Genomic DNA, 13,977 nt, shown 5'->3' on the forward strand with positions numbered 1-13,977 from the left:
GCCGCCGGCAATCGGGAGTCGCCTGAAGTCCGACGCTGTTCTGGAGTCCGAACCTGCTCTGAAAACGTCAGCTCCGCTGGAACGAGGAGGTCATAAACGGGACGTAGGCAGAGCCCGTCCCGTCGGCCACTCCCGCTTCCTCGTGCATCCCGCTGTCCCCCGTGGCCTTGTCGCCACGGGTACGAAGCTCCGTCACATGCGTCAGCACGTCGCCATCCACCCGCAATGTATGGCGGGTCCAACCGGCACCGCCGCGGCGCTCCACGCGCAGGGCTCCGTTGTGCCATGTGCAGCGGGCCGCAGCCGCCGGTGCCGGGCCCGCGTTGTCTACGTAGTACCAGAAAACGTCCTGGTGATCCGGATCGACAGTGAAAATTCCGTGGCCTTCGAAGTGCGTCCCGTCCGGTTCCCGGTGGCTATAACTCTGCACCACCGCCGATCCGCCAGCTACCGGCGTGTACGTCACCTCGGCATCGACTGTCCGTTCAGGCCCCCAGGCACCGGAGGCGAACCGGGTGCTCCCGCGCCAGTGGCCCAGGAATCCTGCCAGGGCCCGCGGGGCGCGGCCGGACGGAGTCCGTTCCACATCCCTCACCTCCAGAGCTAAGCCCTTGCCCGGTTACCGGCCAGGTCCTGCCGTTCCCGCTAAATCAAGCCGTTCCTGCTGAATCAAGCCGTTGGTGCCAAATCCAGCTGTTGGTGCCAAATCCAGCTGTTCCGGCCCGGTCCGCCGTTTGCCTGGTTAGAGCCCGAAAGTCTCGGTCTCTTCAAAGGGTCCCACAACAGTCACAGTCCGGGGTGCCGCAGCCAGCTCCGCCGCAAGGTCCTGGACCTGCTCGGCCGTCACAGCCTTGATGAGCCGCAGCGTTTCGTCGATGTCCTGGTACTCACCAGAGACGAGTTCGGCCCGGCCCAGCCGGGACATCCGCGAGCCCGTGTCCTCGAGGGCCAGCACGATGCCGCCACCGAGCTGGCCTACGGCCTTGCGGAGCTCGTCGTCGGAAATTCCATGCTCGGCAAGCTTCTCCAACTCGATGGCCAGCAGGTCCAGGACCTGGCGCACTTTCGAGGGGGTGCATCCGGCGTACATGCCGAAGTACCCGGCATCGGCGTAGGAGGACGCGAAGGAATACGTGGAGTAAACGAGGCCGCGCTTCTCTCGGATCTCCTGGAACAGGCGCGAGGACATGCCTCCACCCAGTACGGCGTTCAGGACGCTCATGACATAGCGGCGTTCGTCGGTGGCAACGATGGTGGGGCAGCCCATGATGATGTTCGCCTGCTCCACCGCCCGCTTGACCACGTGGAGACCTGCGGTCCCGGTGATCAGGGCCCGGTCCGTGGAACGACGGTCGACGGGCGCGGCGTCTGCCTTCAGTGACCATCCCGCAGACTCGAGGGCATCTACCACAAGGTTGCAGACGACGTCGTGCTCCAGGCCCCCGGCAGCGGTGATCACCAGTTCATCGGGCCGGTAATACCGCTGATAGTGTTCCCACACGGAGTCGCGGGCCACAGCCTTAATGGCATCGGGCGTGCCGCCGATGGGCCGGCCCAGGGGGTGGTTGCCGAGTACGGCTGAGACAAAGTGTTCGTGTGCGACGTCGGTGGGGTCGTCGCTGTCCATCGCGATTTCCTCAAGGATGACGTCCCGTTCCTGCTCCATCTCCGCAGGGTCCAGCACCGCCCCGGTGATCATGTCCGCAATGACGTCGATGGCCATGGGCAGGTCGGAGTCCAGCACGCGGGCGAAGTAGCAGGTGCTTTCCTTGGCAGTTGCTGCGTTCGATTCACCGCCTACCTCGTCAAAGGCGGAAGCGATTTCAAGGGCAGTCCGGCGCTTTGTCCCTTTGAACAGGAGATGCTCCAGGAAATGCGTGGATCCGTGCTGTCCGGGAGCCTCGTCCCGGGAACCCACACCAACCCAGAAACCGATGGTCGCAGACCGCTGCCCCGGCATAGCCTCCGTCAGGACCCGCACTCCCCCGGGCAGCACGGAACGCCGGACCTCGGAGCCGCCGTCGGAACCGTGGACCAGGGTGTCGCCGCGGTGGTTCTGCTCAAGCGGCAGGGGTACAACAGTCATTGAGGCCTTTCAAAAGGGGCAGCCGGGATCTGGCTGCCATCGTAACAGCGGCGGGGCCGGTGGATCATCCACCGGCCCCGCCGATTCATGCAAGTACTGCGGGTTTAGCCCGCAAGCCGGAGCTGTTAGACGTCAGCGCCTTCAGCAGGTTCGGTGGTGTGGGCGCGCTCGGTCTCCACCTCGGCGCCTTCTTCCTCGGCAACCACCGGGGCCAGCGAGAGCTTTCCGCGGTCGTCGATCTTGGTGATCTCCACCTGGACCTTCTGGCCCACCGAGACAACGTCGTCGACGTTGTCCACGCGCTTGCCGTTGGCCAGCTTGCGCAGCTCGGAGATGTGCAGGAGGCCGTCCTTGCCCGGGGTCAGCGACACGAAGGCACCGAAGGTGGTGGTCTTGACGACCGTTCCCAGGTAACGCTCGCCGATTTCCGGGACCTGCGGGTTCGCGATGGCGTTGATGGCGGAGCGTGCTGCTTCTGCAGACGGGCCGTTGGTAGCGCCAATGTAGACGGTGCCGTCGTCCTCGATGGAGATGTCGGCGCCGGTGTCTTCCTGGATCTGGTTGATCATCTTGCCCTTGGGGCCGATGACCTCGCCGATCTTGTCCACGGGGATCTTCACGGCGATGACGCGCGGTGCGAACTCGGAGAGCTCGTCCGGGGTGTCAATGGCCGAGTTGATGACCTCGAGGATGTGCAAGCGGGCTTCGCGGGCCTGCTTCAGGGCCGCTGCCAGCACTGAGGCGGGAATACCGTCGAGCTTGGTGTCCAGCTGAATGGCCGTGACGAACTCCGAGGTACCGGCAACCTTGAAGTCCATGTCGCCGAAGGCATCTTCAGCGCCAAGGATGTCGGTCAGGGCTGCGTAGCGGGTCTGGCCGTCCACCTGGTCGGAGACCAGGCCCATGGCGATACCGGCGACGGCGGCCTTCAGGGGCACACCGGCGTTCAGCATCGACAGGGTGGAGGCGCAGACGGAACCCATCGACGTCGAACCGTTGGAGCTGAGAGCCTCAGAAACCTGGCGGATGGCGTACGGGAATTCTTCACGGGACGGCAGGACCGGCACGAGTGCTCGCTCAGCCAGGGCCCCATGGCCGATTTCGCGGCGCTTGGGCGAGCCCACGCGGCCGGTCTCACCGGTGGAGTACGGCGGGAAGTTGTAGTTGTGCATGTACCGCTTGGTCTTCACCGGCGACAGCGAGTCGATCTGCTGTTCCATCTTGAGCATGTTCAGTGTGGTGACACCCATGATCTGGGTTTCGCCGCGCTCGAAGATGGCTGAACCGTGAACGCGGGGCAGAACCTCGACCTCGGCGGTGAGCTGGCGGATGTCCGTCAGGCCACGGCCGTCAATGCGGATCTGGTCCTTGAGGATGCGCTGGCGCACAACCTGCTTGGTGACCGAGCGGAATGCTGCGGACAGCTCCTTCTCCCGGCCATCGAACTGGGCGCTCAGGGAAGCGGTAACTTCGTCCTTCAGCGCGTCCGAAGCGTCGTTGCGCTCCGTCTTGTCCGCGATCTGGAAGATTGCAGCCAGCTTGTCGGCGGCAGCGGCTTCAACAGCGGCGTAAACGTCGTCCTCGTAGTCCAGGAAGACCGGGAACTCAACGGTGGGCTTGGCTGCGCGGGCAGCCAGGTCCGCCTGGGCGTCGCAGAGTGCCTTGATGAACGGCTTGGCAGCCTCGAGGCCCTCGGAAACAACCTCTTCGGTGGGGGCGGTGGCGCCCTGTTCCTTGATGAGGTTCCAGGAGTTGTCGGTTGCTTCGGCTTCAACCATCATGATGGCGACGTCGTCACCTGCAACGCGGCCGGCTACCACCATGTTGAAGACGGAGTTTTCCAGCTGGGAGTGCTTGGGGAAAGCAACCCACTGTGATCCGTTTTCGTCGGCGACCAGGGCAACGCGGACGCCGCCGATGGGGCCGGAGAACGGCAGGCCGGAAAGCTGGGTGGACATCGAGGAAGCGTTGATGGCCACCACGTCGTAGAGCTCGTCCGGGTTGATGGCCAGGACGGTCACTACGATCTGGACCTCGTTGCGCAGGCCCTTGACGAAGGCGGGGCGCAGCGGGCGGTCCATCAGGCGGCAGGCCAGGATGGCTTCGGTGGACGGGCGTCCTTCACGGCGGAAGAACGAGCCCGGGATGCGGCCGGCAGCGTACATGCGCTCTTCGACGTCGACCGTCAGCGGGAAGAAGTCAAAGCCTTCACGCGGGTGCTTGCCGGCAGTAGTTGCGGACAGCAGTGCGGTGTCATCGTCGATGTACACCATGGCTGCGCCGGCTGCCTGCATGGCAAGGCGGCCGGTTTCGAAGCGGATTACGCGCTTGCCGAAACGGCCATTGTCAATGACTGCTTCCGAGAACTGGATTTCGGGACCCTCCAAGAGAGTCACCTCCGTTTCTGTTTGACGGAAGTCCAGCCGCATCAACCCGGCCAGCATCTGTCTACTGGCCCTGCACCCGGTCATCGATCGAGACCCACGGGCCGCCGGCTTCTGTCAACGAAGCCGTTCCCGGGGATCACTACCGAGGACCGCGAATGCGTGATGCGGTTGATCCTCCTGTTTAATTTTTCATTTGAAGAGGGCGGCCCGTTCCTCGATGGAAAGGGCCGCCCCTAAGTCCGACTAGCGGCGCAGGCCGAGGCGCTCGATGAGCGAACGGTAGCGGGCGATGTCGGTCTTCTTGAGGTAGCTCAGCATGCGCTTGCGACGACCAACCATGGCCAGCAGACCGCGCTGGGTGTGGTAATCGTGCTTGTGCTCCTTCATGTGCTCAGTCAGATCCTTGATCCGCTGGGTCAGGACTGCAACCTGGACCTCCGGTGAACCGGTGTCGCCTTCTACGGTTGCGTATTCCTTGATGATGGACTGCTTTACAGCGGCGTCAAGTGCCACAATAACTCCTAGGGATGTGCCGTGAGGGCCCAGGTCAGAAACTCACTGCCGGGTCTGCCGCTTGCAGCCGGACCAGGAATCTCCCAATTGGAAATCCCGGGCAGTGCTGCATGCAACAGGAGCCAGCCGCCACGGACTGCAGCCGGATCCATCGTCCAGTTTACCGGCCCCGTCCCAATCTTGTCGAAACAGGGCCCGTCAGCCGTGGCAGTCTGAGTGTCAGCGCAGCAGCCGGTCGCGGATCGCCGCAATCCCGTGCAGGACTTCCTCGAAGCTGGTGCTCAGCGGCGACAGCCCCACGCGGATGCCGTGCGGGGCGCGGAAGTCGGGGATCACGTCGTCATCCCACAGCGCCGCCACCGTCTCCTTGCTGAAGGCGGGATGGTCCAGGGTGATGTGGCTGCCCCGCTCCCCCGTTCCCCGCGGCGTGGCAAGCTCCACACCCAACGGGGCCAGCAAGGCATCGAAGACCTCGATGGCGAAGGTGGTCAACTGTACGGACTTCTCCCGAATGGCAGCCATGCTTGCCTCTTCGATGAGGTCCAGCGTGCCGCGCATGGCGAGCATCCCGAAAATTGCGGGCGTCCCGCTGAGGAACCCGCGGATGCCGGGGGCAGGCTCATACCCGGCCGCCATCTCGAACGCATCCTTGCGCCCCATCCACCCCCAAATGGGCTGGTTGAGCGAGGCAAGGTGGCGCTGGTTGACGTAGGCGAACGCGGGCGACCCCGGCCCGCCGTTGAGGTACTTGTACGTGCAGCCGGCAGCAAAGTCCACGCCGGCACCGTCCAGGTCCAGCTCCACCGACCCCGCGGAATGGCACAGGTCCCACACAACGAGCGCACCGGCGTCGTGCACTGCTTGGGTGATGGCCGGCAGGTCTGCCAAATGGCCGGAACGGTAGGCGATGTGGCTCAAAAGTACGACGGCGGTGCGCGGCCCCGCCGCCTGGCGCACCTGGTCAGCGGTCACCCCGGCGGCAGGATCGGTTTCGATCCAGCGGAGCGTCAGGCCTTCCTCGAGGGCGATGCCCTCGACAAGGTAGCGGTCAGTGGGGAAGTTTTCGGTGTCCAGTACCAGCTCGTTCCGGTCCGGGTCGGAAACGGCGGCGAGGGCTGCGCGGATGAGTTTGTACAGGACCACGGTGGTGGAATCGGCGATGATGGTCTGCCCGGGAGCCGCGCCGAGCACTGCCCGGCCCAGCTGGTCGCCGATGGCCTGCGGCAGCTCCAGCCATTCCTCGTCCCAGCCGCGGATCAAGCGGCCGCCCCAGCCGTCCCGGATGAAAGCGCCGATGTCCTCGACCGTCCGCTTCAGCGGCCGGCCCAGCGAGTTCCCGTCCAGGTAGGACAACGGGGTGTCAGTGCCGATGAAGAGGTTCCTGTAGTGCGCCAGCGGGTCCTGCCGGTCCAGCCCGGCAGCGCGCTGCTTCAGGGATGCGTCCGCGCTTTCTGCGTTTCCTGCCACGGGCTGCTGCTGGATGCTCATTGACCGATCTCCGTCCTGACCGCGAATAATTCCGGGAAAAACGTCAGTTCCAGTGCCTTCTGCAGGAATGCGGCACCGCTGGACCCGCCCGTCCCCGACTTCATGCCGATGGTCCGCTGCACAGTGCGCAGGTGCCGGAACCGCCACAACTGGAAGTTGTCCTCCAGGTCCACCAGTTCCTCGCAGGCCTCGTAGGCAGCCCAGTTGTCGGCAGCGTTTTCGTAAATGTGCTTGAACAGCGGAACGAGTTCAGGAGTGAATTCGTGGGCCTGGGTGACGTCCCGTTTCAGCACGGACCCGGGAACATCAAAGCCCTGCCGCGCCAGGTAGGCCAGGAATTCGTCGTAGATGCTGGGCGCATTGAGCAATTGCTCCAGCATGGCGTAGGCGTCGGGATCGGATTCGAAGACCGACAGCATCTTGCCGTTCTTGTTGCCGAGGATGAACTCCACGGCGCGGTACTGGCTGGACTGGAATCCCGAGGCATGGCCCAGGAAACCGCGGAACTGCGAATACTCGGTTGGCGTCAATGTTGCCAGCACGGACCACTGTTCGGTGAGGGTTTTCTGGATGTGCTTGACCCGGGCGATGCCCTTGAGCGCCGAACCAAGGTCGTCGGCCCGGAGCCACGCCGCGGTGCTGCGCAGCTCATGCAGTACCAGCTTCAGCCACAGCTCGGTGGTCTGGTGCTGGATGATGAACAGCAATTCGTCATGGTGTTCCGGCCGGCTGACCGGGTGTTGCGCGCTGAGCAGGGTTGGCAGCTGCAGGTAGGAGGCGTAGCTCATCCTCGAGCTGAAATCGCGGACAATACCTTCGTCCAGTTTCCTGGTGTTCTTCTCAACGGACACGGTGCTGCCTTTCGCTCCTGCGCTTGTTGCCTGCGGCTTGGCTGGAATTCCAGCCTGTGCTTGGCGTGCGGACGGTCAGCGCCTGGCCAGGAGGTCGTGGGCCTGGACCACGTCCAGGCGCATCTGGTCCACCAGCGCCTCAGGCCCACGATAAGCCACCATGCCCCGGAGCCGGGCCACAAATTCAACAACTACTGTCTGGCCGTACAGATCGAAGTCTTCCACCGCTTCATGCGGGCGGTCGATCACGTGTGCTTCCACCTGCCGGCTCACGCCGTCGAACGTGGGATTGGATCCCACGGAGATGGCAGCGGGCCACCGTGTCCCGGCCTGGTCCACCAGCCAGCCGGCGTAGATGCCGTCGGCGGGGATGAGTCCGCTGGCATTGGAGGAGAGGTTGGCGGTGGGAAATCCGAGGGCGCGGCCGCGGGCAGCACCGTGGACCACTTCGCCGCGCATCCGGTGGGAACGGCCCAGCACCGCGGCCGCGGTGGCCACGTCCCCTTCCTGAAGGGCTTCGCGTACCCAGGTGGAGGAGCAGCGGCGGTCAGTGCCGTCGTCGTTATGCAGGGGGTAGCCCTCTGAGCCGAACTCGCTGATCACCTGGACGTCGAAGCCGAACTTCCCGCCCAGGGCCTTCATGGTGTCCAGGTCACCGGAATTGCCGCGGCCGAACCGGGCGTCATGGCCGATCACCACGTGGCTGGCGTGCAGGCAGTCCACCAGGAACTGCTCAACGAACTCTTCGGCAGTGAGGCTGGCGAGGTCCAGCGAGTACTTCATCACCAGGATGGCGTCCAAACCCAGCTCCCCCAGCGCCTCAAGCTTGTCCTCAAGGCCCATGATCAGTTCAGGCGCGGACTCAGGGCGGTGGATGAGGGCCGGGTGGGGATCAAAGGTGACTGCCACGGATTTGGACCGGGTGAGCCTGGCGGTCCGGATCAGTTCGGACAGCACCTGCTGGTGGCCGCGGTGGACGCCGTCGAAGTTGCCGAAGGTGACAACAGATGGGCCGAAGTCCGCCGGGACCTCGGACGGATCGTTCCAGATGTAGACCATCACCCTCGCCTTTAACTGCGTGCAAGTATCAACGTTCAGGACCTTACCGGCCACCGAACTCTCTAAAGATTACCCGCACTCAGCGGTGCGGTTTTGCCAAGGGCCGGCTCCGGGGATCCGGCCTTTGGCGGTCAAGCGTTCCGTGAGGGCCGGCGGCGGTACAGCCACACCAGGCCCAGGATGGGCAGCAGCAACGGGATGAATCCGTAGCCACGGCCAAACAGCGACCATACGGTCTCATGCGGGAACTGGACGGAGTCAAACACACTCAGGGCGCCCACCACCAGCACGCCCACCAGTTCCACCAGGACCGCGGCGACAGAGACCTTGAACCATGTGCTGCCGGCCTTGGCCAGGGACACCGTGGCCACCACGTACACCAGTGCGGCGAAGGCGGACAGCAGGTAGGCCAGCGGCGCCTCGGAAAACTTGGTGAGGATCTGGTATCCGGCGCGCGCGGTGGCTGAAATGGCGAAGACCGCGTAGACCGCGATCAGCAACCGTCCCGGCCCGGTGTTGCGGGTGTTCTTTGCGCCCGCGGTGCTGGTGGCTGCGCCCCTGGCAGGGGCTGCGGAGTTCTGGTTTTTCACGTTTGGTGCTTCTTCTTCCACTTCAGTACCAGATCTGGTTCATTCGGGCGGCCATCACCAGTGCGGTGACGCCAACAGCGGCCAGGACAAAGTTGCTCCACCGGGTCCGTTCCAGGATGGACCAGTAGACGGCGGCCGGCGGCAGGAGCATGGCGGTGGCGAGGTAGCCCCAGAACTCCCAGGCCTCCCCCGCGATGGGCTCGCCGGCAATGACCCGCACGATGGATCCCACCAGGTACACCAGCAGTGCCACCTCAACTGCCGCCACCGAGAGGATGGTGACGTCGTTCGGGGCTTTCTTCAAGATGCCGGCCACCAGGCAGGTCCCGGTGGAGATCAAACCCACCACCAGAATGATGTAGAAGTACGCGTCCACGCTCAGGCCGCCCCGGAAGTGCCGGTGCCCGGCCCGTCGGAGTTGCCCGGCCCGTCGGTGGTGCCCGGCCTGTCGGAGTTGCCCGGCCCGTTTGAGGGTCCGCCGGTCCCGGGCGCGAACACCAACACGGGTTTAGCGAAGCTGCCGGCGTCGGCCAGCAGTGCCACCAGGCTTCCGTCCGGGGCGAAGGCGGCGGCGGGATGTTCGGCAGTGGCTGCGGCTGAACTGCCGGGGGCGGCGCCGGCAGCGATCCGCCGGCCGAAGGAGATCTCCGTGGTTTCCTCGGGGCTGAGTTCGCGGTTGGGCATCAGCGCCCGGGCGGCGTCGGCCATGTCGAGGACGTTGAGCTCTTCGGCAAGCTCTTCGAGGGTGCGCGCCTGCTCCAGGGAGTAAGGCCCCACGTGCGTGCGCCGCAGGGCTGTGAGGTGTCCCCCGACGCCCAGTGCGTTGCCGAGGTCGCGGGCCAGCGCACGGATATAGGTCCCCGACGAGCATTCAACGGTGACGTCCAGATCCACCACGTCCGCCGCAGCGTCCCTGCTGATGCTGTGCACTTCGAACCGGTGGATGATGACCGGGCGTGACGCGAGCTTGACCTCTTCCCCGGAGCGGACGCGGGCATAGGCACGTTCGCCGTTGACCTTGATGGCGCTGACGCTGCTCGGCACCTGCTGGATCTGACCGGTAAGGGCGGCAACGCCGTCGTGAATTGCCTGCTCAGCCACCTCCGCAGTGGAAGCCGTGGCAGTCACTTCACCTTCGGCGTCGTCCGTCACGGTGGACTGTCCAAGGCGGATGGTGGCGGTGTACGTCTTGGAGGTGCCAACAATGTAGGTGAGCAGGCGGGTGGCTTTGTTGATGCCCACCACCAGGACGCCCGTGGCCATGGGATCGAGGGTGCCGGCGTGCCCTACTTTCCGGGTACCGGCGATGCGCCGCATCCGGCCAACCACATCATGGCTGGTCCATCCCTGCGGTTTGTCCACTATCACCAGTCCAGAAAGCACGCTTCCCAGTATATCGGCGCTGGTCCCGGCCCCGGCCCACACTCTGCGGGTCCTGCAGGCGGCTGAACCCTGCAGCCGGAGTTGTCCTGTAGGGAGCCGGTTAGGATGGCAGGCATGCCTGAGCTTGCCGCCCATGTCCGCGACGTGCCCGTCAACCAGATCCGCGAGATCACTGAGGCTGCGTGGCGCACCCCCGGCGCCCTGGTCCTCAGCATTGGCGAGCCCGGGTTCCCGCTCCCCCGCCACATCCTCGACGCCGGCATCGCCTGCCTGGACCGGGACGAAACCAACTACACGCCCAATGCGGGCATTCCGGCGTTGCGCGAGGCGTTTGCGGCGCGCTTCCGGGAACGCATGGGCACCGGCCACAACAACAGCATCGGTGCCGACCGGGTGTACGTGGTGGCGGGCGCGCAGCAGGGTCTGCACCTTGCCATGAGCCTGCTGCTCTCCCCCGGCGACGAGATCCTGATACCCAACCCGGGCTACCCCACGTTTGCCATGACCAGCCGGCTCCTGAACGCCGTCCCGGTGGGCTACCCGCTCTACCCGGAGCACGGATTCCAACCCAGGACCGAAGATATCGAGGCGCTCATCACGGACCGGACCCGGGTGTTGGTCCTGAATTCCCCGTCCAATCCGCTGGGCGCGGTCCTCGGGGAAGACCTTACGAGGGAACTTGTTGAGCTGGCGCGGCGCCACGATCTGTGGGTGATCTCGGACGAGTGCTACGAGGCGTTCACCTACGACGTGCCGCACGTGAGTCCGGCAAGGTTCGACGGCGGACTGTCGGGCGACGCGCGTGTCTTCACGTCCCTGACGCTGTCCAAGACGTACGGCCTCACGGGGCTTCGGATCGGCGCCCTGGTCTGCCCGCCAGGGCTGGAGCAGAAGATGAACAACGTGATGGAGTCGATCGTCTCGTGCGTGGCATCGCCGTCACAGTACGCAGCAGTCGCAGCCCTTACCGGACCCCACGATTACGTCCGGCACGCGCACGAACACTACCGGGCCAACCGGGACGCCGCGTCTGCCGTGCTGGATGCCAAGGGCATTCCCTATTTGAAGGCCGACGGCGCGTTCTACCTCTGGGCGGACGTCTCGCATGTGAGCGGCGGCGACGTCCGGGCATGGGTCCGGCGCTTCCTTGCCGAGTCCGGCGTTGCCCTCGCGCCCGGGACGGCTTTTGGTTCCATTGGCGAGGGTTGGGTGCGGATTGCGTTGTGCGGCAAGCGGGAGGAACTGCTGGAGGGCGTGTCCAGGCTTCCCGAACGGGTATGACGCAGGTATTCAGCGACTCTAACAGTTTCCTGTTAGCGCCGCGTTCCAGCCAGCGCACCATCCAGCCAGGTGCGGAGCACTTCCGCCGGTGCCGCTCCCGCCTGCCGGGCGGCCACCTTTCCGTCAACGATCACCATCAGCGTGGGGATGGCCTGCACGTCGAACCGCCGGGACAGGCCCGGACTCTTGTCCACATCGACCTTGACCAGCTTGACGGCCCCCTCGCGCTCGCGGGCCAGCTTGTCCAGGACCGGGCTCACCATGCGGCACGGCCCGCACCAGTCAGCCCAGAAATCCACCAGCACCGGAACGGGCGATTGTTCGGCCACCGTGCCGAAATCGGCGTCGCCGGCGTCTACGATCCAGGGCAATCCGCCGTGGCAATTGCCGCAGCGTGGCCGCCCCGCCGCATTGGCCGGGACCCGGTTGGTTTTACCGCAGTGGGGACACTTGATGAGGGATGCGTCCATGCCTAGTAGTCCTTCCTGCTTTTGTGCGCGCCCCAAGCAAGGAACGGGGCGTCCGACGCCGGCACATCGCCCCTGCTGACCGGCAGCAGTTCGGGACGTGCACCGGAGAAGTAGTCGTAGAAGATGGCATCATCAAAGCCGGCGGACGCGGCGCCATAGCGGTCCGCCGCGAAGTAGACACGGTCAATCCTTGCCCAGAGAGCCGACGCCAGGCACAGCGGACACGGCTCGCAGCTGGTGTAGAGGACTGCCCCGCGCAGGTCAAAGTTCCGAATGGCGGCAGCTGCCGTGCGAATGGCCACCACTTCGGCGTGGGCGGTGGGATCGTTGTCGCGGGTGACCCGGTTGACGCCCTCGTGCACTTGCCCGTCCTTGGTCACCACCAGGGCCCCGAAGGGACCGCCGCCGTCGGCAACGTTTCGGGTGGCAAGGGCCACGGCCCTTTCGAGGTAATGGTTTGCAGCGCCCTGGTCCGCTTGGTTCATAGCTCGATCCTAGCCAAAGGGGTTGGTATTAGGGGACGAAATAGGGGGCGGATTAGGGGGCAGCTCCCCGGCAACTACCCGTGGGTACAGGCCTAGTCTTAGGCCGGGAGTTCCCTGCCCGTCCTCCCGTCCACTCCATTCCCCGGCTCCCAAGGCCAAAAATCACGGAGTACCCAATGAAGATAAAGTTTCCAGTCGCCGCGTGTATTGCTGCCGCGGCATTAGTCCTGCCCGCCGGGCCTGCCGCTGCGGGATCCAGTGACGAACCGACGCCGCGCACGCGGGCCGAGGGCCTGGCAGCACCTTTGAGCCTGGCCGTGGATGCGGAGGAATCGATCCTCGTCACCCAGAATTTTGCTGGCCTCCTTAGCCGCGTCAACGACGACCGCACCACTACTACCCTCTATCAGGCCAAGGAGGGTTGGGACGTTGGGGGCGTCGAGATGCGGCACGGAACCACGTACTTCGTGGAGAGCGTGGGCGCAGGGGTCGGCATCCCCGAGAATCTCCAAGGCAACCTGAAGTCCATTGACGACGACGGAGATGTCCGGACCATCGCGGACCTGGCCAACTACGAACGCAAGCACAACCCCGACGGTGATCAGCATTACGGCTTCGGCGACGACGTCTCAGACGAATGCCTGAAAGACTGGCCCGAGTTCCCGCCCGCCCGTTACGAGGGGACGGTGGATTCGCATCCCTACGGTGTGGCAATACGCAGTGGCAAGGCGTATGTGGCTGACGCGGGCGCCAACGCCATTCTGGAAGTCGACCTCGAGAGCGGCCACATTTCCACATTGGCAGTACTGCCTCCGCGGCGCACGGTTATTCCCGAAAGCGCTGCCCGTCCAGAGGCGGAGGGTGGCCTTGGTGTGCCGGCCTGCGTTGCTGGTGAAAAGTACGCTTTCGAGCCCGTTCCCACGGACGTGGAGGTTGGCCCTGACGGCTGGCTGTATGTGACGTCACTGCCCGGCGGCCCGGAAAGCCCGGAGTTGGGTGCACGCGGCGCGATATTCAAGGTCAACCGGTGGACCGGTGAGACAAAGCTCTGGGTTGACGACATCCTGACACCCACCGGCCTCGCCATCGCGGACAATGGCGATATCTATGTGGCTTCGCTCTTCGGCGGCAACATCCTGAAGTTCAGCTGCTGGGGAGACCACCGGTCTGAGTTCGTGACAGTAAACCAGCCGGCCGCCGTCGAATTCCAGGACGGACACCTGTACGCCACGGTTGACGCGCTGTCCGGCGCACCGGCGGGCCCGGGGGCGCCTCCTCCAGCAGGGCCATTTGCCGGCAAAGTGGTCCGGATCCATGTCGACTAGCCACTGACAGCAGTCTTGCGGGAAACGGAAGGCCCGGACCATATGGTCCGGGCCTTCTG

Annotated in this window: 14 protein-coding genes; 2 read left to right on the forward strand and 12 right to left on the reverse strand. The window is 65.0% G+C overall.

The window, feature by feature from the left end; genetic code table 11:
- Nucleotides 1–67: 67 nt before the first annotated feature.
- The 10 genes from QF038_RS13260 to truB all read right to left on the reverse strand — a co-directional run bounded on the left by QF038_RS13260 (nucleotide 68) and on the right by truB (nucleotide 10,357).
- Nucleotides 68–586, reverse strand: coding sequence for a DUF1579 family protein (locus QF038_RS13260; protein ID WP_307610554.1), 519 nt, complete (start codon nucleotides 584–586; stop codon nucleotides 68–70).
- 156 nt (nucleotides 587–742) lie between these two features.
- Nucleotides 743–2,086, reverse strand: coding sequence for a pitrilysin family protein (locus QF038_RS13265; RefSeq protein WP_307610555.1), 1,344 nt, complete (start codon nucleotides 2,084–2,086; stop codon nucleotides 743–745).
- A gap of 125 nt (nucleotides 2,087–2,211) precedes the next feature.
- Nucleotides 2,212–4,473 carry a polyribonucleotide nucleotidyltransferase gene (locus QF038_RS13270; protein WP_307613476.1) on the reverse strand — a complete coding sequence of 754 codons (2,262 nt, stop codon included), beginning with the start codon at nucleotides 4,471–4,473 and terminating at the stop codon, nucleotides 2,212–2,214.
- A 243-nt stretch (nucleotides 4,474–4,716) separates the two neighbouring features.
- Nucleotides 4,717–4,986 (reverse strand): 30S ribosomal protein S15, encoded by a 270-nt coding sequence (rpsO, locus tag QF038_RS13275; RefSeq protein ID WP_056338389.1) that lies wholly within the window; start codon nucleotides 4,984–4,986, stop codon nucleotides 4,717–4,719.
- Nucleotides 4,987–5,205: 219 nt separating this feature from the next.
- Entirely contained in the window at nucleotides 5,206–6,474 is a 1,269-nt protein-coding gene (gene kynU, locus QF038_RS13280) for a kynureninase (protein WP_307610556.1), read from the reverse strand.
- Nucleotides 6,471–7,325: a tryptophan 2,3-dioxygenase gene (gene kynA / locus QF038_RS13285; protein ID WP_307610557.1), complete on the reverse strand. Its 855-nt coding sequence runs from the start codon at nucleotides 7,323–7,325 to the stop codon at nucleotides 6,471–6,473. The genes kynU and kynA overlap by 4 nt, the downstream gene beginning before the upstream one ends.
- A 75-nt stretch (nucleotides 7,326–7,400) precedes the next feature.
- A complete protein-coding gene (locus QF038_RS13290; RefSeq protein ID WP_307610558.1) occupies nucleotides 7,401–8,384 on the reverse strand; it encodes a bifunctional riboflavin kinase/FAD synthetase in 984 nt (327 codons plus the stop codon).
- 131 nt (nucleotides 8,385–8,515) lie between these two features.
- The gene (locus tag QF038_RS13295) at nucleotides 8,516–8,974 is read right to left on the reverse strand and encodes a hypothetical protein (protein ID WP_307610559.1); all 459 of its coding nucleotides are present in this window, start codon (nucleotides 8,972–8,974) and stop codon (nucleotides 8,516–8,518) included.
- 22 nt (nucleotides 8,975–8,996) lie between these two features.
- The gene (locus tag QF038_RS13300) at nucleotides 8,997–9,350 is read right to left on the reverse strand and encodes a hypothetical protein (protein ID WP_307610560.1); all 354 of its coding nucleotides are present in this window, start codon (nucleotides 9,348–9,350) and stop codon (nucleotides 8,997–8,999) included.
- A 2-nt stretch (nucleotides 9,351–9,352) separates the two neighbouring features.
- On the reverse strand, nucleotides 9,353–10,357 hold the full coding sequence (gene truB, locus QF038_RS13305) for a tRNA pseudouridine(55) synthase TruB (protein WP_307610561.1): 1,005 nt from the start codon (nucleotides 10,355–10,357) through the stop codon (nucleotides 9,353–9,355).
- A 114-nt stretch (nucleotides 10,358–10,471) separates the two neighbouring features.
- Here truB and QF038_RS13310 point away from each other — a divergent pair, with 114 nt between their 5' ends.
- Nucleotides 10,472–11,638, forward strand: coding sequence for a pyridoxal phosphate-dependent aminotransferase (locus QF038_RS13310; protein WP_307610562.1), 1,167 nt, complete (start codon nucleotides 10,472–10,474; stop codon nucleotides 11,636–11,638).
- Nucleotides 11,639–11,670: 32 nt separating this feature from the next.
- On the opposite strand, the gene trxA is transcribed toward QF038_RS13310, so the two are convergent.
- Nucleotides 11,671–12,108, reverse strand: coding sequence for a thioredoxin (trxA, locus tag QF038_RS13315; protein WP_307610563.1), 438 nt, complete (start codon nucleotides 12,106–12,108; stop codon nucleotides 11,671–11,673).
- A gap of 2 nt (nucleotides 12,109–12,110) precedes the next feature.
- On the reverse strand, nucleotides 12,111–12,593 hold the full coding sequence (locus QF038_RS13320; protein WP_307610564.1) for a nucleoside deaminase: 483 nt from the start codon (nucleotides 12,591–12,593) through the stop codon (nucleotides 12,111–12,113).
- Between the two features lie 176 nt (nucleotides 12,594–12,769).
- Between QF038_RS13320 and QF038_RS13325 the strand changes: the two genes are divergently transcribed.
- Nucleotides 12,770–13,918, forward strand: coding sequence for a ScyD/ScyE family protein (locus QF038_RS13325; RefSeq protein WP_307610565.1), 1,149 nt, complete (start codon nucleotides 12,770–12,772; stop codon nucleotides 13,916–13,918).
- The last annotated feature ends 59 nt before the right edge of the window (nucleotides 13,919–13,977 follow it).

It is taken from the genome of Pseudarthrobacter sp. W1I19, assembly GCF_030817835.1.
In the GTDB taxonomy this organism is placed as follows: domain Bacteria; phylum Actinomycetota; class Actinomycetes; order Actinomycetales; family Micrococcaceae; genus Arthrobacter.

Bases quoted from the DNA above. Each gene is read 5' to 3' on its own strand.
- kynU (WP_307610556.1), bottom strand. From the start codon at position 6,474: ATGAGCATCCAGCAGCAGCCCGTGGCAGGAAACGCAGAAAGCGCGGAC.
- QF038_RS13310 (WP_307610562.1), top strand. From the start codon at position 10,472: ATGCCTGAGCTTGCCGCCCATGTCCGCGACGTGCCCGTCAACCAGATC.
- QF038_RS13320 (WP_307610564.1), bottom strand. From the start codon at position 12,593: ATGAACCAAGCGGACCAGGGCGCTGCAAACCATTACCTCGAAAGGGCC.
- trxA (WP_307610563.1), bottom strand. From the start codon at position 12,108: ATGGACGCATCCCTCATCAAGTGTCCCCACTGCGGTAAAACCAACCGG.
- QF038_RS13290 (WP_307610558.1), bottom strand. From the start codon at position 8,384: ATGGTCTACATCTGGAACGATCCGTCCGAGGTCCCGGCGGACTTCGGC.
- QF038_RS13265 (WP_307610555.1), bottom strand. From the start codon at position 2,086: ATGACTGTTGTACCCCTGCCGCTTGAGCAGAACCACCGCGGCGACACC.
- QF038_RS13325 (WP_307610565.1), top strand. From the start codon at position 12,770: ATGAAGATAAAGTTTCCAGTCGCCGCGTGTATTGCTGCCGCGGCATTA.